Source organism: Fibrobacter sp. UWB1, from assembly GCF_002210325.1.
In the GTDB taxonomy this organism is placed as follows: domain Bacteria; phylum Fibrobacterota; class Fibrobacteria; order Fibrobacterales; family Fibrobacteraceae; genus Fibrobacter.
In genome coordinates this window covers 107,244-132,871 of the sequence record NZ_MWQL01000007.1, presented here as the reverse complement: position 1 = coordinate 132,871, position 25,628 = coordinate 107,244, and the positions used below count along the sequence as shown (strand labels likewise).

Sequence of the window (25,628 nt, the reverse complement as noted above, 5' to 3'; positions counted from 1 at the left end):
TTACCTCGAAATCAACAGTTTTTGTTTTTTAGTCCAAGTTTTCTTGCCAAACTTTTCGTTAGCAGATACGGTGCTGCGAACCACGTAGTGGTACAGACCGTTAGCAAGCAAGCGCCCGTGATTGTCATGACCGTTCCAGTGCGTAACGCCCGAAACAGCATTCTTGATCACGCGAACCAGTTTGCCATTCTGGTTGTAGATAAAGATGTCGACCTTGCTGTCGCGATCCACAGCCAAATTCTTGAAGTAGAAGGTTGTGCCCTTTTTGCCCATCGGGTTCGGCACATTGAATACGTCGGCAAGGCCAGATTCCATGTCGTCCGTAATTTCAAGATTCAAGGACTTGACGGCGATGTTGTCCAAAACGTCCTTCGCAAACACCTTGAATTCGTACTTGCCGGCAGGATACTGTTCTGCGCTAAAGTTCATGCGCACCCTGGCACGCTTCGAAGTCTGTTCCAAATAGGGCCACGGGTGGAACGGTTCCTGCACGCCCACGACTTCAAACGAGATTCCTTCATCAGCCTGTTCTCTAAAGTCTAGCGCCGTGGAATCTTCTACAACCACCTGCAGGCAAGCTGGAGCCTGCAATTTGACCGTTTCACCATCGGCAAAGTCTGTCACTACACCGCCGCCGTAGCAAGACTGAATCTGGATAGAAGGCGGGAGCGTGTCATTCAGGGAATCGGCGTAGTCCGAAATACCGCTAATCACCAGGTTCCTGAGCCAAGAACGGCCCACGGCGCTTTCATTCGGGGAATAAGCCCACGCGCTGAATTCAGCCGTCGTATCGCCAATCGAAATCTTGCGCGGCGTCACGAAGTCGGTCGCAAAGCGGCCCCCCTTCACCGGAACCTTTTCGGAATAAATCAATCCGCCGTCGTAGAACACGTCAACGGAATCATCGCTCACTTCGAGAGACATTTTCTTGTTTGTGCGGCCTTCGCGCAGAATCAAGTCCACGTAACCATTGTCAAGGCCTTCCACGGAACCTGAAAGTTTCACGTGGTCAAGCGCCTTGACAGAATCCAACGGAGTGTCCAGAGAAAACTTGAATTCGCTACTCGGCATGCGAATCACCGGTTCACCCAGAAGCACATAGCGTTCGTTGTTGAATCGCTGGCGTTCATACTTCATGCTGACAGAGCGCTTGGTTTGCAAGAAGGCGCTTCCAATAGTTTCTCCGGTTTCACGCAAGGAATTCAGCAAGAGGTTTGTTCCAAAGTTGGAATTGTATTCGGCAAAGGTTTCACGCGTCGCACCGATAGAGACGATAGAACCGGCATCTGCCTTCAGCAAGAATTCTTCGGAAAGGGAGCGGGCGTTACCTTCGTCAAAGCGGCCCACCGTGCAAGAGAACGAGCCCAGAATCGTATAGCGGCCCTTGTTCGTAAGCTTCACCAAGTAGCTCGGCTTGAGCAGGCCTTCGCTTGCCCAGTCAGTCTTGGAACCGTGTCCAAAGTATGTGGTAAACAGGGCTCCCTGATTCAAGATATTCAGGAAGTCTTCGGCGGCGTCTTTCTTTTGGCCAGCCGCATCTTCAGCATAATCGAGCAAGTAAATCTTCTTGAAATTCCAACGTTCCTTCTTTTTCACAGCCATGCTATCAATAGCTCGTACCAGGTTTTCTTGATACATGGTATGCTTGGTCGCGTCATCCATACCGCTGTTACGGGCATCGTCAGCCGTATGCAGCAAAGTCGAGCGCCAGTCGGAATAGTCCATGGCGCCTTTCTTTTCGTAGTCCTTGGCCTTTTCGACATAGTTTGCAAATTCTGCCGCCGTCGCCACCGGAAGTCGACCGACGGCGACGTCCAAATCGTAAACACCGTAGGGAGCCACCTCCCCCGAGTCGAGAATACCGAAGAAGTCTTCGATCACGCCATCTTCCTTTTCGAACGGCGGAAGCACCGGAACACCGTATTTCTTGTTGATGTCGCGGTAGTCGAAGTGGCCGGCGCCAGCAAGCAACACGTAACGGAAATTCGGGCACACGGAATAGACGTAGGCGATGTAGTTGCGGATTGCAACCGGCGACATGCGGCCAGCCGTATAGCGGTTGTAAATGTCTTCGGCCACCACCACCGAGGTCGCAAACGTACCCACGGAAGAACCGTCGTTACGGAATTCGGCAAGTTTTTTCGCCTGGTCCACGAATTCGGCCGGAGTAATAATCAGGTATTCAAGTTTGGAATTAGGCTTCGAAAGATCCTTGAGTACTCCATCGCCATAGTTGGCAATACCCTCGACCTTCAAGCCCGTGCGGAACACGTTTTCCTTAACGGCAATGTAGCGCACGTCCTCGCCAAGAGTAACGCTGTCCTTGGCAACGCCACCGGCAGCCTTCAGGAATCCGACCGGTCGCATGTTCGAAAACTTTAGCACCTTGGTGTTAGACGGAACAGGCACGTTGATAACGCCCGAAACCGCACCGCCCGGCAAAAGCCATTCGGCGGAATCGACAGCAGGCGTCCACTGGTACGCAACTGAATAGCCGTCAAAGCGGTCAAACTGTCTGGGCGACGGCAACATTTCAAGTACATACTGGTTCCCGTCTTCAACAAGCCCCGGATTATCGATACGAAAGTTACCGCCCGGCAAGAGTTCGGTGTCGGTATATTCCACACGAACACCGTTGATTTCCATCGCAAAATAAATAGAATCCATGCGCTGCTTGTACCCGGCAGACGAAAGCGTCAGGTTTGCACGCTGGTCTTGGTCCACCACTGCAGCAGACGCCCACACCGAGCGATGTGGGAAATACGAAGCCGACACATACTGCTTACCGCCAGGAACAAGCCCGGGCAACTGTTTGGTAGTCTTCATTTCAAGTTCAGAAGCCGGAACCGTCGTGGTCTCGAGACGGCTATGCCACAGCCAATACCATTCCTTACCGGTTGCCTTTTCCCAGTCCAGTTCCTTACCGAAATAGGTATCGCGCAAATCCATTTCTTTTTCGGCACGCACATAGCGCAACCAGGCAATGTCCTTGCCGCTACCCGCAGGAGCCGTAACCGTCTGGTTAAAGCGCATGCCCTTGCCGGTCTGCTTGTAGCCCAACAAGAACTTCTGGTAGAACGAATACGGAGAGTAAGAATGGAAGTAATCCATCTTGCCGTTCACAAAGAACTGATCTTCGCGGTCGCAACGCTTCCAGAATGCGCTACCGTAGCCAATGAACACAATAGAGTCGCCGCTATTGAACAGGTTATCGGGGGCGCTGCTCGCAGAACCGTATTCCGATGCGGGCGTATGGTCGCGAATTTCAATGGGAATTTCAAAAATCTGGTTCGGAATGCGATCGCTTGCGCCAGGAGCCATGTCGGCCAGCGTATCGGGCGATGCACCGTAAACGCGAATCCATTCTACCGGAATGCCATCCAAATCCTTGGGGTTGGGTAAGGCATTACGAATCGTGGTATAGCTCACCGCATACAGGCCGTCTTCGCTATTGGTCGCCACATTCTGGTCGCCCACGCTAAAGCGGGCAAGGAACGTCGGCAATTCACCGTCTGCTGCCTCGGAACGCAAGGCCTTGATAGCCTTCGCCTTCGAAACGCCAAAGCGCGAAGCCGCCGCCGGGTTCTGCACTCTGGAAAGGGCTCGTTTACCCGGATTGACTCCGTTAGTAGAGCCGTTAAACTGAACCTTCAAGCGGAAATTCTTACGCAGCGAAACCGACGAGCCGTTCTTAACGTAAAGCGGCACGCGAATGTTGGTCATCCAAAGACCATCGCGGAGCACAGGTTCCGAAACATCAATCGAATATATCCAAGAAGCATCCGTACGAATATCGCGGTGTTCTGCACACAAGGGAGCTCCCAGCGGAACAGTCTTGGTATCGGTTACAGAAACAGACGGTTTCTTGTTCGTGGGCAAAGCAACCCAATAATGCCTAAAGGGCATATCATGCTTTTCCAGGTAGGTCGCATTTTCGGGTTTGAATTTAACCCCAGGCAAACCGGTAGAATCACAAGGATGAATACTAGATTCAACGACAGCGTCATCCAGAACGTAACGCGTCCTGGAATCTTCGACCACGCGGGCAAACGAGCAGATTGCCCCCAAGGCCACAAAAAGGGTAATAAGTACTTTAGGCTTCACAAGTCTAAAATAGCAAATAACGAAAGCCCTGATTATAGATCACTTGCGAATTTCTAATTCCGAATAGCCATTTCCATTCGTTCGGAATTCAATCGATTCTCCGGCAGGCGTTGTCGCCTTGAAAAGCCTAAAGAACGAGGGCGCCACGCCGCGCACAAGGATAGATTCAAGCTCGGCGCGCTTGATCATGAATTTGGCGTTCCAGGCCGGCATATACCAGTGCCACGGCTGCCAATTGAACACTCCCCTGACCGACTGCACAAAGGCCCTGAGCATCAGCGAATATTCGTACTTGAAGTAGTCCTCGTAATCGGTCAAAATCGAATTCTTTTCGGCAGGGTCCTTGGTCGCGTAATCAGCCACCATGTACAACGGATCTTCGCCCTTCTTTTCGTAAGTAAAGAGCATGCCCGACGGCAAAAGTTTCACCTTCAGGTTATCCTTATCGCGGTGGACATATTCCTTGTCCGAAACCTGCCTATAGTCGCGGAAAACCACCTCGGGGTGAAGCACAGGATTAATCGAAAGCGGCACCGGCTTTGCATCGAGCGAAGGCAATTCATAGAACAGGATTGTTTCGCCTTTTCCCTTGGGCAGCAACACGGCAACCAACGGTTTTTGGCGTTCGGTAATCACCCACACCATTTCGGGCTTGTTCGTCCCCTTGAGCATGGGGTCCAGAATTCCCATAAGCGAGGGATCTTTCTCACCATTCACGTCCCATTCCATCCAGGTACCCGTACCGCCCACGGAATCGAGCGTTGCAAAAAGGCGTTCGCCACTAAAAGCGGTCTTCGATTCTACTGCGCCGATTACCTTGGCAGAGCCCGCCGTATAGGGCTTACCCTTGGGAGCGGCCCAAAGCGCGGAGTTCAAACAAATTAATGCAACAAGGACGATCTTCGAAAAGTTTATATTCAGCACTAGATTTCCCACCACTAGAAGCCAATGGGTTCGCAAAGGGAATCATCGAGTCTCGAATACGTCATGTGGTATTCGCGGTCGAGCCAGTAGAGAGCCAGTTTCTTGTTGCTCCAGCTCTTCTTGACTGCAGTAGCTTCGATACCCTTCGTAATCAGGGGAACCGTTTCGACCAGGTCGAGTTTCCAGGACTTGTCGTCCCATTCAAAAATCATGATCGGCACTTCGGGGCTCTGTTGCAGGCCAATGCTTCCGCGGTCGTTCTTGATTTTCATGGGGCCCAGTTTCAGCTTGGTAAAGTTATGAATGATTCCCGCCTTGGACATGTAGAGCCAAAGCATGCGGTCTTCGGGAACCTGCCACAGGTGTTCGCGTTCGTAAAGGCGGTAAAGCAGAATGGAATAAATCTCGTAGAACTGGCAGGTATCGAGTTCGGCGGGGCCGTAAGTCATGGCGTGGCGTTCCAGAGTGTCAAGCCAGTATTCCGAAGAATCCGTCAACATGGCGTAAAGGTCGTCGGCAGGCGTGTCTTCACGAATGGCAACCAGGAAATTCTTGAACATGGATTCGAGCATGGCCTGCTTGTCAGATTCCTGAACCACTACCTTCTCGTTTTTCACGTTGGCCGGTGCATCGAGGCCGGCATCGTCTTTTGAAGAGCCGGCACAAGCCGAAAAGAATACGCATGCCCCAATCGCAAGGGCCATAACAATTTTATTTTTAATAGTATGCATCGCGATACCTATTTAAAAATGACGCTCGACGAACTGCTCCGTGCCTGCACCCTCAAGGGGTTCCAGGGATCAGGCCCCGGCGGTCAACACCGCAACAAGACCAACACGGGCGTTCTGCTCGGTTTACGGGAATTCAATTTAGAAATCAAATCGTGCGAAGGCAGGAGTGCTCACGAAAACAAGGTCCATGCGCTACACCGAATGCAAATGGCTCTCGCCCTGCAAGTCCGCGAAACACCCGCAAATCCCGAAATGCCCTTTCCGGGGAGCAACGGTCACCTCCAACCTTCCAATCCCTTGTTTCCGTTGTTCGTAGCCCACGTATTCGATATTATGGCCACCAAGAACGGCGACACAAAGGCCGCGGCAGCCGCATTCAACCTGACCCCGAGTGCGCTCGTGAAGATTTTGCGCCAAGACAAAGCCTGCGCCACCAAGCTGCAAGGAAACCGCAAGCAAAACGGCCAGAAAGCGCTAAAGCTCTAGGGTTTCCAGCACTTCGTTCCACCCCCGCAATTGTGGTTAACAAAATTTTACAACAAAGTTCCCCAAAAAACAGGGGTTAAATCAGACACTTTTGCCCAAAATGGCGTGTTAGTAAATAGGACCACTCAACCAAATGGAGGTATTATGAGTCCTATCAAAACGAAACACGCAAACATCGCCACCGCATTCCTGTGCGCTCTCGCCCTCTGGAACTGCAGCAGCGACACCCACGAAACCAGCGCCACCATCAGCAAGTCGGGCACGGCATCGGTCGCGCTCCGCCTGCAGTACAACACGCCGCCCCTCTTGGACAGCCTGGTGCTGGACTGTTACGGCGCAGACACCTTGCACTACGTGCATTCTGCCGACAGCGGCCTCTTCAGCATGGACTTGTTCCCCAGCGACAACTGGACGTTCAAGGCCAAGATTTATGCGAACGGTGCGCTCATGCAAATGGGCGAACTCTCGACTAAGTTGGAAGCAGGCGCCATCGCAGACATTCCGATCCAGATGCACCCCATTGTGGGCTTCGTGGTGGTTGAAGTGCCTATCGGCCTCAGGAACGAAAGCGGTATTGAAAGCGGTACCATGACTCTTGTTTCCGAAGACGAACGTTACGAAATCCCCATGGAGGAATCCACGGGCAAGCTCCTCTTCAAGAGCGGCATGCTCAAGCTCGGCGTTGAATACGAAGTACAGATTTCCCTGTTCGATGCAGACGGCAACGCCATCTACGACTTGAGCGACAGGTTCCTGCTCACCGAAGACAGCCCGGTGCCCGACCTCTCGCTGAACTCGTTGCGCAGTAAAATCGCAGTCTCCGTAAAGCCCGCCGACGAGCGCAACGTGTCCATCACGCTTGCCCTCCGCGCCGCTTTCCGCAAACCCAAGGTCGACGACTTGCTGATTACGGAATACTACGCAGCGCCCAACGCCAAGGATAGCACGCAGTATGAATTCGTTGAAATCTACAACGGAAGCATCGACACGCTTATCCTCGACGATTGCACGCTTGGCCTCGGGAGTGCCACCAGCGTCAAGCGCTACGCCCTCACCGCCAGCGAAATCTTGCCCGGCCAGGTGCTCGTGTTAGGCGATGCCGCCTCCGAAAACACGCCCGCCCTCCACATCAATACCGATGGCTGGAGCGCTATGTCCAACAGCAAGGGCGCCGTCGTACTGCAGTGCGACGGCGAAACGCTTGACTCCCTGTATTATGCAAGCACCCCCGACTCGCTGCATTCCAATGTGGTGCCCGCGGTAGGCTCAGGTAAATACAATCAAAGTGGCCAACTGAATGTTGACCACTGGAACATGCGTTCAGATTCCTCGTCGTGGTGCCTTGCGGTCCCCACTCCGGGCGTAGTGACATTCTGCGATTAAACGTAACTTCAGATTTCGGAATTCTGATTTCAGAATTTTAATTCAGGAAATCAACTCCGAATTCCGAACTCCTAATTCCGAATTAGTTTATGAGTTCAGCTCATAAACTAGGCGTGAATCTGCGTATTAGCGCGTTCAACGTCAAACAGCCTGCGCAGTAATTCTGTGCGGGCTGGATCGCGTTCCTCGGCAAGAGTCAGCGGACCCATGTTCAGGGCCACCAGAATGGAGCCCGGATAGTTGTTTGCGCTCTTGATGAAGTCGCTGGAAGAAACGCCTTCGGTGTAGAAATCGACAACGAAAGTATCCCAGTCGTCATTTTCGAGCTGTTCCTGGGCTTCGGCCTCGGTTTTTACAGCCTTGATGGTTGCACCCACCAGAAGGTCGGTCAGCACGGTCAGGCAAGCGTCGCGATGGGAATCGTCTTCTTCCCAAATCAGGATACGGCGGTCGCTATAGTCGCGAACCTGGGGGGGCTGGGCAAGGGAGTCCTCGGAATCGAACTTCTCGAGGGCGGCTTCGTCCATTTCTTCATCGTCAAAATTGTCGAGTTCTTTTGCCATAGTAGCCCAAATATAGTAAACTTACCCCCAAAACATTGCCATAATCGGCTAGAATTTCTAAATTTGCGCGCAAAAATAAACGTCAATCAAAAGAGCCATTATGGATACATCTAAAATCAGAAACGTCGCCATTATCGCCCACGTTGACCACGGTAAAACTACCCTGGTGGACCAGCTCCTCAAGCAATGCGGAACCTTCCACGAAAACGAGGAAGTCAACGAACGCGTGATGGACTCCGACAACCTGGAACGTGAACGCGGCATCACCATCCTTTCCAAGAACACGAGCGTCATGTACAAGGGCTATCGCGTAAACATCGTCGATACCCCGGGGCACGCCGACTTCGGCGGCCAGGTGGAACGCGTTCTGGGTACGGTGGACGGTGTGATTCTGGTGGTGGACGCCTTCGAAGGCCCCATGGCTCAGACCCGTTTTGTGACCCAGAAGGCCCTTGAAATGGGACTTATTCCTATCGTGGTCGTGAACAAGATCGACCGTGACGGCTGCAACCCGCACGCCGCTCTTGACAAGGTGTTCGACCTGTTCTGCGAACTCGACGCCAACGAGCAGCAGCTTGACTTCGACAAGGTGTTCGGCTCTGGCCGTAAGGGTATCTGCAAGGCCGAAATGGAAGACCCCGATGGCGACTTCCACATTTTGATGGACAAGATTATCGAACGCATCCCAGCCCCGAAGGGCGATCCGAATGCAGAACCGCTTCTGCAGATTGCATCGCTTGAATACTCGGGTTTCCTCGGCCGCTTAGCCGTGGGCCGCGTGCAGCAGGGCACCTTCAAGCCGAACATGACCGTTGCCCAGGCTACGAGCGACGGCAAGGTGAAGAACATCCGTATCCAGAAGATTCTGCGCTACGAAGGCCTGACCCCGCAGCCGATCGAAGAAGCGGGTCCCGGCGACATCATCTTGATTGCCGGTCTCGACAACTTCGACATCGGTGATACCCTTTCTTCGACGAACAATCCGGTGCACCTCCCCCGCATCCACATTGACCCGCCGACCATCTCCATGCTCTTCACCGTGAACACCTCGCCCTTGGCCGGTAAGTACGGTGGCAAGTTCATGACGGGTAACCAGCTCCAGGAACGTCTGGAACGCGCCCACATGGCAGACCCCGCCCTCTTGGTCGAAAAGGTCGACGGCGCCTCTACCTTCAAGGTGTCTGGCCGAGGCATTTTGCACCTCACCATCCTCGTCGAAAACATGCGTCGTGAACTCTATGAATTCACCATTGGTTCTCCGCAGGTGATCTTCAAGACCGACGAAAACGGCAAGCTCCTCGAACCGATCGAAGAATTCAAGGTCGAAGTACCGAGCGAATTCAGCGGCGCCTGCATTCAGGAAATCAACACCCGTAAGGGCGAAATGGTCAACATGACCACCGACGAAAATGACCGTGTGACTCTCGAATACCTCGTGCCGTCCCGTGGCCTTATCGGTATCCGCCCGAAGCTCCTTTCCCTTTCCAAGGGTTATGCCGTCAGCCAGTCCATCTTCAAGGACTACGAACCGTACAAGGGCGAAATTCCGGCCCGCGTAAACGGCGTGCTCATTGCGAAGGAACCGGGCGAAGCTGCAAGCTATGCTCTTTCCAACCTCGAAGATCGTGGTTACCTCATCATCGGACCGGGTGCCGAAGTTTATCCGGGCATGATCGTGGGTGAACACAACCGCGACGTCGACATCATCGTGAACGTCACCAAGGGTAAGCACCTCACCAACATGCGTTCCAAGTCTGCCGATGACATGATCCAGCTGACACCGTACCGCCGCCTGACTCTGGAAGAATGCGTCACCTTCATCAACGAAGACGAATGCATCGAAGTCACGCCGGAAGTGCTGCGCCTCCGCAAGACCGAGCTCGACCCGATCAAGCGTAAGCAGCTCTCCAAGCGCCCTGCTGAAGAAGATTAATACTTACTTCATAAAAAATTTAAGGCACTCAACCGAGTGCCTTTTTTAATTGTCTTCCCGGGCTTGACCCGGGACCTCCTCTCCAATCCGAGAAAACAGACCACGGCTCCAGAGATATACGAAACTTGAAACCTCAGTTTCTTAGTTGAGTTATGCTCTATGAGTATAAGTTCGTCTCGCTCTTACATGACCGTTCGACATCCGTCTCACTAGTCCTTTACACAACGGACAGAAAAAGCGAGCCGCTTAGTGCCGTGGCCTAGATACGCAATATCGGGCGCTGCGAAACTCAAGGCAATGCGATAGGCGAGAGAACCTCCGTAATCATAGGCCCCCCAAAAATCGGTGTAACAACCATAATCGTAAAAGTAAACTTTGTTGGAGCCAACATCCCCGTGGCCAGCAGGCAATGCGGAGAAACCAAATGCATCAGAGCCGTTGCCGGAAATTCCCTTATAATCGTTCCAGCCCCTCTGAGTCTTGATAATATAGCCCGCCGTGGATTCCCCAGGATGATCCGTAGATTGCCCGCCCACAGCCATGAACAGAGCAACCCACTCCGTTGTATCCGGTAAATGCCAGCCCGGCGGACAAATTCCGTGCACCGTGTCAGAAAAGATACACTTTTCACCATTGCCACAATCGCGCGGGTTATCATCATCGTTCGCAAACTTTACCGAATCGATTGCAGCAGCCCAGGTATAGAGGCGCCCAGCAACATCGCAATATTTCTCATCATTTTTGTAACACCAACTTTTGCCCTTGAGGCTCGGAGTTTTTACACTATCGGAATAATTCAGATTTTCCGCCATCCAGGTTTGGTCGCCAATCTTTACTGTCTTATAGATTTTACCGTCACGCTCGTCCATCATGGTGCCGTAATTAATTTCGGGATTCAGATATGTTTCCTTGTCCCAAATCCAGCCATCGAGATTGACTAAACTGCTAGAAGATGAATTATTCTCACCTTCCGCCGAAGATTCCGGTTCTACAGCCGAGTTGATCGATGAAGACGATTTAACCTCTACATCTTTTTCGCTAGAACTAGATTGCTTCGTGTCATTTGGAACGACACTAGAAGAAGATTCTTGTTCAACGGTCGAATTGACAGATGAAGATGATACTTGTTCTGTATCAGCATTTTGTTCCGTAGAACTCGTACCGGAATCATCGCAAGCAACAAATCCAAAAGCAACCAAAAATAACGCTATTAAAAAAATTCTCATAAATACTAACCCCATAAAATGTAACTCATATCAAAAGATAGAAAAACGTTAGCTTTTCCCAATCCGTGTGACAATTAAAAAACTCTCGCCTACACCAAGAACCCGAGCCTTCCTTCCCCGCTTTGCAGGTATTCGTTCATGTACTGCTTGGCAATTTCGCAGGCGGTAGGCACATCTTTACCGAGGGCGACGTTTGCAAGGATTGCAGAGCTGAGCACGCAGCCGGTGCCGTGCTTGCCTTTGCCGGGGAGCCGCGGGCTAATAAACTTGAACTGTTCTTCATTATACCACAAGGTATCGATCGATTCCTTGCCGCGGGCATGGCCACCTTTCAAGAGTACGGCAAAGTCGCGGCCCATCTTAATCTGTCCGCGGGATTCCGCAAGCCCCAGGCCCAAGTAGGCAAATTCATCTTGGTTCGGCGTCACCAAGTCAATAGACTTCATAATCGGCAAGAATTTTTCGGCATCGCGCATAAAGTGAAAACCCGCCGAAGCACTTGCAATCGGGTCCCACACAATGAATGCATCCGGCGACTTTTCACGGACAAATTCCACAATGCGCTTTAAGGTGCGGGCCTTTTCCACAAGCCCGATTTTCACGTACTTGAACTTATGTTTTTTAAAGAGCGTTTCGAGTTGCGCCTCGATGCGGTCCCAAATGACCCAGCCTGGCGCCACGAATTCTTCTTCATTCTGCTGCGTGAGCGCCGTACAGACTGCCTGGCCGTACACGCCAAAATGCGCCATCGTCTTGATATCAGAAATAAAACCCGCTCCGGCAGAGCCGTCAAAGCCCGCTACCGTCAAAGCGTGAATCAATTTTTCACCCATACCCTATCCTTTTTTATAAGACCGCGTAATACCCGATCAAGCCGGCCGTCACTAGGCAAATCAGCACCACCGCAGGCAATATCGGACGACGCATCGACTTCGCGCCCAAGAAAAACACCAAGCCACCCTTCGTGATTGTATTGGCGAGGCTTGCAAACAACAACGCCAGCACCAGTTCGCGCACCGGGAGACCGGCCTTCAAGTTCATGTCAATCACCGAGAACGCCACCGCATCCATTTCAGCGGCACCACCCAAAAAACTGCAAGCAAGCAGCGCGCCTGCACCCAGGTAAACGCGCGCCGCATTGGCCACGAACATCACACAAGTAAAGATGACGCCGAACTTGATTGCAGGCAAAAGCTTGAAGGGGTTCGTAAAATCAGCCGATTTCTGCTGGTGATTGCGGAATTCCTTCACCTTAAGGTAAAGCGCATACCCGAGCGCCGGCACCACCGGCAACAACAGCGGCAACGCGAGCGGTTTCGCAAGTGCGCCACTCAAGAAAATGCATATCAGGTACAGGCGCACATACATCACCGCCCAGCTCAGCACAATGCCAAGCGTAAAATCCGACGCGTAATCCTCGTTTTCGCGGCTGCGGCCGGCCAAATTCAAGGTCAAAGCCGTACTGCTGGCAAGCCCACCCAAAAGCCCCGTAAGCCAAATGCCTTTGCCCGGCCCCACAAGCTTAATGAGCACGTAGCCCACAAAACCGATACCGCTAATGAATACAACGAACAGCCAAATCGTATGCGGGTTCAAAACTTCGAGCCCCGCGGGGCCGTAAGCCTGGTTCGGCAAGAACGGCAAAATCAAAGCCGAAATTACCGCGAACTTGACCGTCGCCAAAATATCTTCTTTAGAAAGCTTTTGCGCAAAAGTATGCAACTGCTCCTTCGCCGAAAGCACCCAGAGAATCACGACCACAATCACGCAAGATTCCAACAGACGCCCGTACCAGCAAATTCCACCGAGCAAGTACACGATCACCACCGCAATACTCGTGGTAATGCCGTCGCCACCGGGCAGGTGTCCCCCGGTAGAATCTTCGTGCTTACAGTGACCAATCGCAAAAGACACATGCATGGCCATCAAGAGCATGCCCACGACAACAAATCCGGTAACAAAAGGCGCCACACCCCCCATCTGGTCCGAAAGCAGGGCCGCCATGGCACCCGCTAACCCCACAAGGGTAAACGTACGAACCCCCGCCGGATGCCTCCCCGACTGGTCGTAGTAAGTGTGTTCGCGCTGCAAGCCAATAATCAGGCCAATGCCTATAGCTGCCGCCAAACGATAAAACACGTTAAAGTCAAGCATGTCTTTAATATATATTAAAGACTGACACCGAGATACACGAGAATCGCGAAAATATGCAAAAAGTGAGCTTTAGAACCTGGCGAGTTTTGACTTCATCTTCGCCTTCATGGCGTACATGCGCTCGTCGGACAGGTGGTAAACTTTTTCGGCATCAATGTGGGTTTCTTCGGCCATGCTAAAGCCGTTTTTCAAGAATTCATGCTTAAAAGCCACACCATAGGCCACTTCGAGGGGAATCGGCAAATCTTCGCTGCGTTCTTTCTGCAAGTCGACCATTTTCTTGACGGCATCGTTCACGTCGGCCACATGCTCACTACGCACAATCGCCAGGAATTCATCGCCGCCCACACGAATAGCGGTCCCTACTCCCGCAAAAGCCTCCTTGAAAAGGCCGGCAAAGATCTTAATGAGTTTATCGCCTTCATTATGGCCATACTTGTCATTTACCATCTTCAGGCCATTCATGTCGATACTCACAAAGGCGTAGTCGCCAAAGCTCTTGTCCAGAATATCAAAAATCTGCTGACACTTGGCTCGATTGAATAGTCCCGTCAAGGCATCCAGATAAGCCATCGTAGCGAGCGCACCCTTTTCGGCACGGTCTTCCAGAATGTAGACCAAATAAACGACATAGCTTTGAACAAGCGAGAACACAAAGCCAAGCGTACCCAACGGAATCCAGGACGATTCCAGCAAAGGGTTGTCGATTGCGAGATGGCGGGCAAAATTATAGCGAAGCATATCCGCTACCACCATTACCACAAAGAACAGGACTCCGCGGGAAAGAATCTTTCCGGACTCGTCCATTTTTTTGTTGTAGAGAATGCCGGAATAAACAAAGTATACCAATCCGGCAAATACGACCGCATGGAAAAACACCAGCATTTGCGGGTAGAACAGCAATCCAGTAAAATGAAGAACCGAAGAGACAGCCAAGTAAGCGACCTCGTAGGCCACCAGGAACTTCATGACCCAAGTCTTGGATTGACTGAGACGCGTCCGCTGCATGTTCCAAAGCAACAACGTAAACGGAATTGGCGAAAAATAAAGGCAGATATATTCAAGAGTCGTGTTAAGTGTCAAATTGTAAGACACAATCTGGATTAGCTTCGTATAGCACATTGTCCAAGTGCCAAACGTAAAAGACAAGACCCCAATCATCGACAGGCGGAAATAATTGACACCGTAAATCCGCATGACGGCGCCGACCAAAACAGCAAGCACGCCAAAAAGAATCAAGAATATTCCGATGACTAGCGCAAAAATATGGCGCGAGGAATAATCGCTCACGGCGTATTCCTCTGAAAAAAGTTCATATTTCGAAATAGTAATTTTCCTGTTGTCTATTTTATTGACAAGGACCAATTTCAACTTTTGATTTTCGCCATGACTCAAGTGGACTTGATGGTAACCGCATCCCGGAAAATCGCGGTCCCCGCCATACTCATACACGCTTTTACCGTTTTCAAAAACCTCGACAGCGCTATGGACCGTCCGGAATCTGAATATCGGATGGGCAAGCTGGTTTGCCGAAATCCGGTTCTCCAGGATCAGCGAATCTCCACGCATGAGTTTCTTGGGGAACGTATAATTAACCAAGGACCCCACTCCGGTTTTTTCGCCCTTGTAGGTAACGGTCCAGCCTTTATCGAGGCGGACATTTTGCGGGGCAACTCCATTGGAACAAACCGCAATCAAAAAAAAGACAAACAGCAAAAGTAACACGGCAGCCGAAGCCGACGTGACCCACAGATATTGCTTATGAATTCTTTCCGGTTCTGTCAATTAACGCTCCCACACCTCGAACACTGTCGGGTAATCGTTCTTTTCGTCGGCTTCGAATTTTTCTTCGCTTATCTTGTGCCAGCCATCGCCCCATTCAGGGAACAAGACGTCGCCATCGACGTCGGCAAGCACGCGCGTCACATACAGTTTTTGCACTAAAGGCATGGCTTCGCGGTAAACGGCCGCGCCGCCAATAATAAAACATTCTGTTTCATGGGCGGCGCGAGCAGATTCTATAGCCTGAGAAAGATTGCCGCAGACAACGCAGCCCGGAGCTTCGAAAGCCGGGTTGCGCGTGAGCACGTAATTCGTGCGGTTCGGGAGTGGTCGTCCGATATCGTCGTAATTCTTGCGGCCAAGCACAATCGAATGCCCGGTCGTAATCGCCTTGAAACGCTTGAGGTCGGCAGACAAATGCCAAGGCAAGTGCCCGTCACGCCCGATCACGTTATTCCGAGATATCGCGACAATTGCAGAAATCAACATATCTTTGCCTCCTCCTTCGATTACACCGCAATCGGCGCCTTAATTGTCGGCCACGGGTCGTAATCGACCAGTTCAAAATCTTCGAACTTGAATTCGAAAAGATCCTTGACCGCCGGATTCAACTTCATTGTCGGCAACTTGCGCGGAGTACGCGTCAGCTGTTCACGGGCCTGTTCAAAATGGTTCGAGTACAGGTGCGTATCGCCCAACGTGTGAATAAATTCGCCCGGTTCATAATCGCAGACCTGTGCAAGCATCAAGGTCAAAAGCGCATAAGAGGCGATATTGAACGGCACCCCGAGGAATGTATCGGCACTGCGCTGGTACAGCTGGCAACTGAGCTTGCGCTTGCCGGAGGCGCCTACACCGCCCACGTAGAACTGGAACAGGCAGTGGCAAGGCGGCAAGGCCATTTTGTCCACTTCGGCCACGTTCCATGCACACACCAAGTGGCGGCGGGAATCGGGATTGTTCTTGAGGCTGTTCACCAAGTTCTTGATCTGGTCGATGTGTCCACCATCGGGGGTCGGCCAACTGCGCCACTGGTGTCCATAAACCGGGCCCAGGTCGCCGTTTTCGTCGGCCCATTCGTCCCAAATGGTCACCTTGTTGTCATGCAAGTACTTGATATTGGTGTCACCCTTCAAGAACCACAGAAGTTCGTGAATAATCGAGCGCAGATGAAGCTTTTTCGTCGTCAGGCAAGGGAATCCCTTGGACAAGTCATATCGGCACTGGCGGCCAAACACGGAGCGCGTTCCCGTACCCGTACGGTCAGAACGGTCAACTCCGTTTTCCAAAATATCCTTGAGCAGGTCTAAATATTGTTGCATACAGTCAATTTAATAAAATGTGAAATGTGAAGTGTGTAATGAGAAATGAATAACCACACATTCCACATTACACATTCCTCATTGTAATCACTCCCCGAATATTTCCACGCGCTTGTACTGTTTCACCTTTTTGTCTTCGGTAACGGCATTCTGCAACAGATACTTGTTCAGCGCCTGCAGAATCAGGTCCTGAGTATGTTTCGGAACAGGCTTCTTGCCGAGACGGGCTTTCTGCACCATCTTGTGGTTCAAATTGGCCGGGAGCATTTCCACGAGGTCATGGTTCGAAGCATTGAGAGACTGGAGAATTTCGTCGAGTTTGGTCATAGAGGAGTAGGAAGTTAGAAGTAGACAGTAGGAAGTAGGAAGAGATTTTTGATTAAGATAGAAAAAGTCCCCGGCGGTATGCCAGGGACTTTATTCAAAGGTTAGCGAAGATTACTGAACCAAGTTGCTTTCGCACTGGGTACCGTCGTTATCCGGCGTTACGAAGTGCATTTCGATACGACGGTTCATTTCGCGGCCTTCGGCGGTGCTGTTGTCATCCACCGGGCAGCTGGAACCCATACCGATAGCCTTGATGCGATCCTTCTTGACGCCCGCCTTGGTGAGCACCTTCATCACTTCCTTAGCGCGGTTTTCGGAAAGTTTCTGGTTGGTCTTTTCCTTACCCACGTTGTCGGTGTGACCCTGGATCACGATCTTCAGATCCTTGTAACTGTCTTCGTTCACGAGCTTCTTAGCCACGTTCTGGAGAATCTTCTTGGCGTTGGATTCCAAGGTAGCCTTACCGCTCTTGAAGGTCACGCCATCGAGCTTTTCGACAGCCTTCTTCGGGCAGCCATGGCCGTCGTCACCCGGTTCATCCGGGCAGCGGTCGATACCGGTACAAACGCTTTCGAATTCCTTCTGGAGTTTCTTGGTTGCAACCCATTCAGAGCAGACGCCGTCCTTATCCGGGTCCGGATCGTCTTCAATCGGGCAACCCTTGTTCCATTCAGGACCGGCTTCGAGTTCGCAACGGTCGTAGCCACGGCACATTTCCTTGAACTGGTCAAGCATCTTCTGCTTGGTCACCCACGGAGAGCAGAGGGAGTCGCCATCCGGGTCGGGGCTTTCCATCGGGCAGCCCTGAGCAAATGCTTCACCGGCTTCGGTCGGGCACTTGTCGACGCCAGAGCAGATGCCGTCGTACTGTTCAAGCATATTCTTTTCGGTCACCCACGGATCGCAGAGGCCGTCCTTGTCGGTATCCGGGTTGCCGAGCGGGCAGCCTTCGTTATTAGCCGGGCCGAGTTCGGTCGGGCACTTGTCGATGCCCTTACAAGACTTGTCAATGAACCATTCCTTAGCCATTGCTTCGTCTTCAGCAGCCTTTTCGAAGTAGAAGCCCATCTTCTTTTCAGTCACCCACGGGTCGCAGAGGCCGTCGTTATCGGCATCCGGATCATCCCATGCGCAACCCTTGTTGGCAGCAGAACCGGCTTCACCCGGGCACATATCGTAACCCTTACAGATGTCAGCGAATTCGTTCATGGCGCCTTCGTCAGTCACCCACGGAGAGCAGAGACCGTCACCATCCGGGTCCGGCTGCTTGGTCGGGCAACCGTTGAATGCCGGAGAACCAGCCTGGGCCGGGCAATCATCGATACCTTCGCAGACATTGGCAAACTTCTTGAGCATCTTCTTCTGAGACACCCAGGCGTCGCAAACGCCGTCGCCATCGGCATCCGGATTGTCGAGCGGGCAACCGTCGTCGCCTTCGCCTGCTTCGTTCGGGCACTGGTCAACGCCTTCACAAACTTCAGCAAATTCAGATTCAAAGCCCTTTTCAGCAACCCAGGCATCGCAAACGCCGTCTTCGTCAGCATCCGGATTACCCAGCGGGCAACCCTGATTCAAACGGTGACCGACATCGTCCGGGCACTTGTCTTCGTCATCCGTAACGCCATCGCCGTCGCGGTCCTGAGCCAGCAGGAATCCGCTCCAGGTGATACCGCCGTAAACGGTGTATTCCGGGTTCACGCGAATGCGTTCCACTACGACACCACCTTCACGTCCACTAGACTGAAGAGTCGATGCAGTAATGAACTTGTCACCGCCCAGGTAGTAAGAGGCACCCATGTGCAGGTCGACACCGACCGGCAGGTGGAACACCAAGGCTCCCGTCAACTGGTTCATGTCCAGTTTACCATCACGATTCTTGCCACAGACCTTCGATCCGTCAACAGGATTCGTCGTGCAGGCTTCAAAGTCATCCAGCTGGATATCCCAATAGTATTCCACGAATACCGACATAAAGTCCATGAAGTAGACTTCGGCGGCTGCACTCATGAACGGAAGCGACATGTAGTCGCTGTTCATGGTATAACGGTAACCGCCGTTCAAATGCAGCAAGAACGGGAATCCGTCGCCACCGTCGAGCTTGCTAGCATCCATCGTGATAGCAAGACCGCCCTTGATCGTGGTATTCTTGGTACCAAAAGCAAGAGCTGCGCCATTAGTCTTATTGATATATTCGGGTTCACGAATCCAGAGGCCCTGCTTTTCGGCGTTGGCCGTACCGGCAGTCACACCGCCGAACACGGCGATATCGAACACCTGGTCTTCGGGCAGCGGGAAACGTGCCTTCAAGTCAACCTTGAGGTTACCCACATAGCCGACCTTCGTGTTCGGAATAGTAGCCGGGCCACCGAGACCATCGAGATATTTACCTTCTGCCGTAAATTGATCATAGTAGACCGGGAGTGTCACGCCCAAGTCAAAATAATGCCAGATACCGATGGCAAAGCCGATATTAGCGCTTCCGCCTACGAAATCCGCCACAGGCGCATTAGCCAATACAGGGTTTCCGTTAGCATCTAGTTGAGCTTCATACAAAGCCCCCATGCCATTATCGTTATTCGGGAACATGTCGTTACCGAAAGTAGCATCACCCAAGAGGGTAAACACCAGTTTGGAATGACCAAGAGATTGGGCAGACTGGGTCTTATTCACACCCACAAAGCCTTCCTTGTTGATTGTCTGGGGATGTCCTGCAAAAGCGGAAGCCGCTAGCGCGAGGGCAAGACCCATAGCTACCTTATTCATAGCATCTCCTTATAGTGGCTAGCCGACCAAACACGGCCAACCGATTTAACTAATGTAAATATAACTTATTAGTCCAAAAAACAACCCAAAAACGCGCATTTTTTTTGAAATTTAATGAACATCACACAACAGGCTGATTGTAATATTTTTGTAAGAAGTTGTTTTAGGCCGGTCGAAACGTCTTTTCGAACATTCCGGGATCCATACGGCAGATACTGGTAAGCCCCCCTTTGCCCACGATAATATGGTCCAAAACGGGTATCTGGAGTACACGCCCCGCAGAGCAAAGCACGCGCGTAATCGCCATGTCTTCCAGGCTGGGTTCCAGCGAGCCCGAGGGGTGATTATGGGCAAAAACGACCGAAACGGCGCGGTCTTCAATAGCCTTGGCAAATGCTTCGCGGGGGTGAACCGGAGTCTTGTTGACAAGGCCCGTAGTCAGTTCATGGACCCGAATCACGCAATTGACCGAATTGAGCGTCACGATCACCAAGTGTTCCTGCGATTCGTATTTGAGGAACGAAAGCCTGCCCATGAGGTCTTCGGGCGTCTCGATCGGGTTCGACTTGTCGCTCAGAATGTAGCGGCCCGAAAGTTCCAGGCAGGCAAGCACCTGGGCAGCCTTCACCTTGCCAAGCCCCCGGATTTCACGAATCTGGGCAAGCGAGGGTACCCGGGCCTGGTTCGAAAGAAATTCCGAAAGGCGCCTAGACAGCTCAAAAACATTGCAGTCCTGGTTGCCGCTCCCTAAAATCAGGGCCAGCAATTCTTCGTTCGTGAGGGCGGACGCCCCAAACTTCTCGATCTTTTCGCGAGGCAGATAATTGGCAGCGGATCTATCGTTCAGCATCATCATATTACGGTTCATGGAGTATCCTTTTTTGGAGGGGTTATACTCTCTATACGCCAAATTCAAAAAAAGTGTCTGATTTTGCCCCCTATTTTTTCTAATTTTGGGTCAAATTGAACGGAAGGTCCCCATGGAATTAGGCAAATACAATCGTGCCCGAGTAGAAGAAATCATGCCCCAGGGCTATTACCTGGAACTTGAAACCGGCGGCCGCGTACTGCTCCCCGGCAAAAAAGAAGAATTCAGCCTCCAAGAAGGCGAAGTGCTAGACGTATTTGTCTACATGGATTCCGAAGACCGCCCCATTGCCACCCTCGACAAGCCTTACGCTACCGTCGGCGAATTCGCCGTGCTCGAAGTCAAGGACGTGAACCGCATTGGCGCCTTCCTGGATTGGGGCCTGAACAAGGACCTGTTCCTCCCCTACAAGCAGCAACTCGGCGAACTCAGGCGCGGCGACCGTTGCGTAGTCTACATTCTCGAAGACGACAAGAGCAACCGCATTGTGGCCACCGAAAAAATCAAGAGCTTTTTGGACCCCGACACCTCGGAACTGCACCTGGGTCAAAAAGTCCAGCTCGCCGCCTACGAAGTCACCCGCGACCACATCGATTTTCTGGTGGATTACCGCTACACGGGCCGCCTCATGGTCACGCAGGGGACGCCGCGCATTTACATCGGCGACACCATGGCCGGCTATATCCAGCGCTTTACCGAAGACGGCAAGATTACCCTGAACCTCACCCCCGTGGGCTACAAGGGAATCATGAAGAGCGAAAGCCCCGCCGCTATTATGCAAAAGCTCGAAGAAGCCGGCGGCTACCTGCCCTACGGCGACCACAGCGATCCCGAAGAAATCCGCCGCGAATTCGGTATGTCCAAGAAGACTTTCAAGAAGATTCTAGGAACGCTTTTCCGCGAAGGGCGTATTATCCTTTCCGACGACGGTTTCCGTAAAAACTAGTTGGTAGAACTTAGTTGGTAGAACTTAGTTTTTTTTCTAAGCTCTAAGTTCTAAGCTCTAAATTCTATTTATATTCCACCGGGACTTCGTTGTCGTTCAGCACGCAGAGTTCAATGCGGCGGTTTTTCTTGCGGCCAGCCTCGGTCGCATTCGAAGCCTTGGGCTGGCTGGAGCCGTAACCGCTTGCCGAAAGGTGCCCGCGGTCAACACCGTGTTCGACCATGTAAAGGAACACCGTGTAGGCGCGCTGTTCCGAAAGCGTCTGGTTAAACTGTTCATCGCCTTCGGAGCTGGTGTGGCCCTGGATCTCGATACGGGCGTCCGGATTTTTCAAAATGCCGGCCACCGCCTTGTCCAGAATCGCCATGGATTCCGCTTCTAGTTCGGCGCTGCCCGCCTTGAAGTTCACGCCAGTCAATTCCACCCGCGTATCGTCGAACACCACCGTAATGCCGCCCGTGCTTGCCGTGGGCGAAACATAAGGAGTCGTGCCGCATTCAAAAGGGCCCGTCACGCTTTCGCAGTAAATCGTGTAGGTATCTTCGCGCGGAATATGGAACGTCGCTTCGCCTTCGGAATCGGTCGTGACTGTAAACTTGTTCTTGGGATTGTTCTGGCCCACGAAAGAGAGCTTTTTATGCACCTGCGGCACATCCTGGTCGTCGGTGTAAGTCACTGTCAGTACAGCATGCGTCTTGTTGGGCAATAAGTCGCGTGCAAATGCAGTTGCAACAGAAAGATTTACACACAAAACCGCGCTAAAAACGGGAAAAACGCCGAAACTAAACAATTTCACGGAATACTCCTTGAAAAACGGGCCGAAAAATAGAAAAATATTTCTAAATTTGGACACGAAAATCAAAACCTCCAAGGAGCAAACATGAAGTTCGGGAAAATCGCAGCGGCGGCGCTCGCCATGAGCATTTCCGCATTTGCAGCAGACGCCACTGACAACATGACCCTCAAGGGCAATGTCCAGACCCAAGTCACCAAGTCCATCGCCGACGAAGACAACAACTTCAGCAGCGGCTGGATCCGCGCAAACATCGGCGGCCAGTACAAGAGCGACAACCTCGACGGAACCATCATGCTCCGCATCTTTGCCCCGGAATTCGGCAACAAGATCAAGGACGGCGACGGCAAGACCACCAGCTACGACAAGATTTTGGCAGACCTCTACTGGGTGAACTACAAGTGGGCACTCAACGACGACAACCAGCTGAACCTGAAAATCGGTCGCTGGAAGACCGACTGGTCTCAGTCAACACACTTCGGTACCTATGTCGACAAGGACTTGACCAAGCGCGGCCTCTGGATGCGCGATTACAGCCATAACGCCGTCGAACTCAGCTGGAAGCACGGCCTCAACCAACTGAACGCCATGGTCGCCGCCAAGAACGGTACCGCCAACCAGGGTTACATGCGTGTCGAAGACGACATGAAGTTCACCTTCCCCCTCGAAGTCAAGGTCGCCTACCGTGCCAACCTGGTCGACGTAGTGCAGAATTCCGCCTACATCACCCACCGTGTGGCAGCCTACGCCAGCTATGAATTCCTCCCGATTCTCCGTGCCTACGGCGAATACGCCTGCGTTTACACCCAGGACGACGAAATCGACCCGAACGTAGACAACTACCTCGCCCCCGAATCCAAGTATTACCAGCCGGGCATCTATTACCAGCCGTTCTACCTGGGCCTGGATCTCGCCCCGCAGAACAAGTTGGCAAACACCTTCATCAACCACCTCATGGTGGAATGGGAATACATCAACAAGCGTGACAACCTTTATGGCGCCCCGAAGGGCACCTACGACGACTGGGCATGGACTGTTGCCTACGTCAAGAACGTTGGCAAGTCTAAAATTCAATTCAGCGTCTACAGCGAAAACGAACTGAGCGATGTGGGTCTCGCCTTCCGCCTGACCAGCACTATCAAGTAACCTGATTTGATGCCAAATTGGTTTAAAAATTTTTCTTGGGAGAGAATGTTCGACTATATCGCCGAACGTTCCGTTACTCCCGTGAAGGTCGCGATTATCGCGGGCAAGTCGTTCCTGTACTTTCATGGGCTTACCCGTGCGGCAGCCCTGACCTACACGACGTTCCTGGCCGTGGTCCCGCTGCTGATTTTGCTGACATCGATTACGCTTGCGGTCGGATTCGGCAACTTCTTCTCGGACTACCTGCCGCATCTGCTCTCATTCCTGGATCTCGACTGGCCTGTCGACCCGATTATCACCATCGTGCAGAACGCCGAACACGTGCCTATCGGCAAGCTCGGGTTCATTGGCGCCATGGGTCTTTTCATCACGTTCATTCTCGCCTTCGGTAGCCTGGAGTCGAACTTCAACGTGGTGTGGGAAAACAAGGTGTCTCGCCCGCTCCATAAGCAGATTCGCATTTACACCCCGCTTCTGCTTATTTTTGCAGGCATTATCGGTCTGTATGCCGGTTTCGTGAACTACCTCCAAAATGCGCTTTCGGTCATTGTGGTTGATGGTTTGCACTTTGATCCGTCGGTGCTCAAGAGACTCATCAATGCCTTCTGGTACCTCACGTTCCATGGAGCATTCCTCCTGGTTATCTTCTTGACCCTGTATGCGCTCCCCGCAAGACCGGACCCCAAGAACTACACCAAGAAAAAGTTGCTAGTCTCTTCAATCGGCATTACCGTTCTCGCATGGATTTGCATTATCATCTACGTGAAGATCCTGATGCTTATCCAGACCATGCTCGTGACCCGTATGTCTATTTTCTACGGTTCGCTCGCCTTTATTCCTCTCATCCTTTTCTTGGTATTCGGCATTTGGACCATAGTCCTCTGCGGAAATTCCGTGGTGTGGACGATTTGCACCTGGCCCGAATCCAAAGATCGTATATGGAACTGGGAAGGAAGCCCTGCCGAAGGCCTGAACATGACCAAGGACCGGATGTAAAAATCTTTCTATTACAGAAAATCCCTGGATTAAATCCAGGGATTTTTTTTTCCTCATTACGGTTCAACTACAACGTCGATTTCCGTGGGGAGCGAAGCCTGACTCAGACAGTTGCAGGGCTCCAAAGCAACAATTTTCATTTCCGGTGCACGGTATTCTTTTTTCTGTTCGATATTTTCAGTCATTATTTTTTCCAGTGCTGGTTTTAATTTTTTAGACAAGTTTAAAACATTCGCAATAAATTTACAAAACACACACAACTACGTCAATAAATGCTTAAAACCGACCCCAAAGGATCGGCACTTAAGTTCTCAGAATGTCAAAGAGAGTTAACAGCGGGGCAAGAAAAATCCCTTAATACAATTCATGTTACGGAGACAAATTTGAATGTGATTTTTCCTTCTAATATCAGTACCTGCATAAGCAACATCACCTTCATAGAATGCTCCGCGAACAGAATCAAACCTGACAGGATCTTCCGATTCCTCAAAACTTTTATGCAAATATTCTATAACGGCACAATCAAGTTTATGCAGACCATTTTTATTTTCCAGTCGATGGCCTTCAAAATCTACATTGAACGATTTAAAACCTTCACTCAAAAGATCTATGAAATGGGAATCGGTCAAATCAAGACAATTACCCAAAGTATAGACTACACCTATTACAAATGGTTCTTTGAAGGGCTTTGGCTTATGCTCCTTAGCCCAATCCCAAGCACGATCTTGGTTATTTTCCCAAACATAAAAGCCTTCGCCAAGCCACTCATGATTAGTAGAACTTGTTTTGACCTGTTTCGGACAATTAACTAAGTTAAGACCATTTTCTTTTTCACAGCCATGAAAGCCGATATAAAGATTCGGACGTTCCAAATACAAATTTTGCATACAATCATCCTTTCCGCAAAATTACTTTGCTACGGATGGACGGTAGATTTTGCTTAATTTGCCGGACTTGGTTATAATACCCGCCCTCAGAAGACGCTTATGAGCAGCTTCTTTTGAATGGTCTAAAGACTTGATAGCCTTAAGCGATCTTTCTATGATGTTATCAGTCATAAAAACTTCCGTCGTTACAAATATACATTTATTTTCAATTTATAGTTATTAAGGAAACTTATGCGTCTCCCTCTTATATACACGCTTTTTTCACCCAACTGAAGACACTTTTCGTGCGTAAAA

At 51.4% G+C, this 25,628-nt stretch carries 22 protein-coding genes; 6 read left to right on the top strand and 16 right to left on the bottom strand.

The features are described from left to right. From B7988_RS07485 to B7988_RS07475, 3 genes are all read right to left on the bottom strand, one after another. Nucleotides 1-4,104, bottom strand: a complete 4,104-nt coding sequence (locus B7988_RS07485) for a C25 family cysteine peptidase (protein ID WP_249268898.1) — start codon at nucleotides 4,102-4,104, stop codon at nucleotides 1-3. A 39-nt stretch (nucleotides 4,105-4,143) separates the two neighbouring features. After that, nucleotides 4,144-4,980, bottom strand: a complete 837-nt coding sequence (locus B7988_RS07480) for a hypothetical protein (protein WP_141225597.1) — start codon at nucleotides 4,978-4,980, stop codon at nucleotides 4,144-4,146. Nucleotides 4,981-5,042: 62 nt separating this feature from the next. Next, a complete protein-coding gene (locus B7988_RS07475) occupies nucleotides 5,043-5,759 on the bottom strand; it encodes a hypothetical protein (protein WP_073317749.1) in 717 nt (238 codons plus the stop codon). Between B7988_RS07475 and B7988_RS07470 the strand changes: the two genes are divergently transcribed. Further along, entirely contained in the window at nucleotides 5,754-6,245 is a 492-nt protein-coding gene (locus tag B7988_RS07470; protein ID WP_073317752.1) for a peptide chain release factor-like protein, read from the top strand. The two genes, B7988_RS07475 and B7988_RS07470, sit on opposite strands and share 6 nt — an antisense overlap. Before the next feature lie 144 nt (nucleotides 6,246-6,389). Further along, nucleotides 6,390-7,628, top strand: a complete 1,239-nt coding sequence (locus B7988_RS07465) for a lamin tail domain-containing protein (RefSeq protein ID WP_088657421.1) — start codon at nucleotides 6,390-6,392, stop codon at nucleotides 7,626-7,628. A gap of 107 nt (nucleotides 7,629-7,735) precedes the next feature. Here B7988_RS07465 and B7988_RS07460 read toward each other — a convergent pair whose 3' ends face one another. Beyond that, nucleotides 7,736-8,191, bottom strand: a complete 456-nt coding sequence (locus B7988_RS07460) for a hypothetical protein (protein WP_088657420.1) — start codon at nucleotides 8,189-8,191, stop codon at nucleotides 7,736-7,738. A 100-nt stretch (nucleotides 8,192-8,291) separates the two neighbouring features. Between B7988_RS07460 and typA the strand changes: the two genes are divergently transcribed. Continuing rightward, nucleotides 8,292-10,124: a translational GTPase TypA gene (gene typA / locus B7988_RS07455; RefSeq protein ID WP_088657419.1), complete on the top strand. Its 1,833-nt coding sequence runs from the start codon at nucleotides 8,292-8,294 to the stop codon at nucleotides 10,122-10,124. Between the two features lie 209 nt (nucleotides 10,125-10,333). Here typA and B7988_RS07450 read toward each other — a convergent pair whose 3' ends face one another. The 9 genes from B7988_RS07450 to radC all read right to left on the bottom strand — a co-directional run bounded on the left by B7988_RS07450 (nucleotide 10,334) and on the right by radC (nucleotide 20,566). Next, on the bottom strand, nucleotides 10,334-11,350 hold the full coding sequence (locus tag B7988_RS07450; protein WP_249268897.1) for a fibrobacter succinogenes major paralogous domain-containing protein: 1,017 nt from the start codon (nucleotides 11,348-11,350) through the stop codon (nucleotides 10,334-10,336). Between the two features lie 89 nt (nucleotides 11,351-11,439). Further along, complete coding sequence (locus B7988_RS07445; RefSeq protein ID WP_088657418.1) at nucleotides 11,440-12,183, bottom strand: hydroxymethylpyrimidine/phosphomethylpyrimidine kinase; 744 nt, start codon at nucleotides 12,181-12,183, stop codon at nucleotides 11,440-11,442. Between the two features lie 13 nt (nucleotides 12,184-12,196). Beyond that, nucleotides 12,197-13,504: an MgtC/SapB family protein gene (locus B7988_RS07440; protein ID WP_088657417.1), complete on the bottom strand. Its 1,308-nt coding sequence runs from the start codon at nucleotides 13,502-13,504 to the stop codon at nucleotides 12,197-12,199. 69 nt (nucleotides 13,505-13,573) lie between these two features. Next, on the bottom strand, nucleotides 13,574-15,289 hold the full coding sequence (locus B7988_RS07435) for a GGDEF domain-containing protein (protein WP_088657416.1): 1,716 nt from the start codon (nucleotides 15,287-15,289) through the stop codon (nucleotides 13,574-13,576). Then, on the bottom strand, nucleotides 15,290-15,775 hold the full coding sequence (locus tag B7988_RS07430; RefSeq protein ID WP_073317776.1) for a dihydrofolate reductase: 486 nt from the start codon (nucleotides 15,773-15,775) through the stop codon (nucleotides 15,290-15,292). A gap of 20 nt (nucleotides 15,776-15,795) precedes the next feature. Next, nucleotides 15,796-16,608 carry a thymidylate synthase gene (locus tag B7988_RS07425; protein WP_073317779.1) on the bottom strand — a complete coding sequence of 271 codons (813 nt, stop codon included), beginning with the start codon at nucleotides 16,606-16,608 and terminating at the stop codon, nucleotides 15,796-15,798. Between the two features lie 87 nt (nucleotides 16,609-16,695). Then, a complete protein-coding gene (locus B7988_RS07420) occupies nucleotides 16,696-16,935 on the bottom strand; it encodes a hypothetical protein (protein WP_088657415.1) in 240 nt (79 codons plus the stop codon). A gap of 111 nt (nucleotides 16,936-17,046) precedes the next feature. Next, the gene (locus B7988_RS07415) at nucleotides 17,047-19,698 is read right to left on the bottom strand and encodes an OmpA family protein (protein WP_088657414.1); all 2,652 of its coding nucleotides are present in this window, start codon (nucleotides 19,696-19,698) and stop codon (nucleotides 17,047-17,049) included. Nucleotides 19,699-19,861: 163 nt separating this feature from the next. Beyond that, nucleotides 19,862-20,566, bottom strand: coding sequence for a DNA repair protein RadC (gene radC, locus B7988_RS07410; protein WP_249268896.1), 705 nt, complete (start codon nucleotides 20,564-20,566; stop codon nucleotides 19,862-19,864). Nucleotides 20,567-20,678: 112 nt separating this feature from the next. On the opposite strand from radC, the gene B7988_RS07405 reads away from it, so the two are divergent. Beyond that, entirely contained in the window at nucleotides 20,679-21,512 is an 834-nt protein-coding gene (locus tag B7988_RS07405) for a S1-like domain-containing RNA-binding protein (protein ID WP_088657413.1), read from the top strand. A 64-nt stretch (nucleotides 21,513-21,576) separates the two neighbouring features. On the opposite strand, the gene B7988_RS07400 is transcribed toward B7988_RS07405, so the two are convergent. Then, nucleotides 21,577-22,308, bottom strand: coding sequence for an OmpA family protein (locus B7988_RS07400; RefSeq protein WP_249268895.1), 732 nt, complete (start codon nucleotides 22,306-22,308; stop codon nucleotides 21,577-21,579). 84 nt (nucleotides 22,309-22,392) lie between these two features. Between B7988_RS07400 and B7988_RS07395 the strand changes: the two genes are divergently transcribed. Both B7988_RS07395 and B7988_RS07390 read left to right on the top strand, forming a co-directional pair. Further along, complete coding sequence (locus B7988_RS07395) at nucleotides 22,393-23,451, top strand: hypothetical protein (RefSeq protein ID WP_088657412.1); 1,059 nt, start codon at nucleotides 22,393-22,395, stop codon at nucleotides 23,449-23,451. A 45-nt stretch (nucleotides 23,452-23,496) separates the two neighbouring features. Next, nucleotides 23,497-24,447 carry a YhjD/YihY/BrkB family envelope integrity protein gene (locus B7988_RS07390; RefSeq protein ID WP_249268894.1) on the top strand — a complete coding sequence of 317 codons (951 nt, stop codon included), beginning with the start codon at nucleotides 23,497-23,499 and terminating at the stop codon, nucleotides 24,445-24,447. Between the two features lie 56 nt (nucleotides 24,448-24,503). Here the strand turns inward: B7988_RS07390 and B7988_RS15400 are convergent, their stop codons facing one another. Together B7988_RS15400 and B7988_RS07385 are read right to left on the bottom strand one after the other, a co-directional pair. Then, nucleotides 24,504-24,632 (bottom strand): hypothetical protein, encoded by a 129-nt coding sequence (locus B7988_RS15400; RefSeq protein WP_256375134.1) that lies wholly within the window; start codon nucleotides 24,630-24,632, stop codon nucleotides 24,504-24,506. A 144-nt stretch (nucleotides 24,633-24,776) separates the two neighbouring features. After that, entirely contained in the window at nucleotides 24,777-25,334 is a 558-nt protein-coding gene (locus tag B7988_RS07385; protein WP_212668299.1) for a hypothetical protein, read from the bottom strand. Between the last annotated feature and the right edge of the window lie 294 nt (nucleotides 25,335-25,628).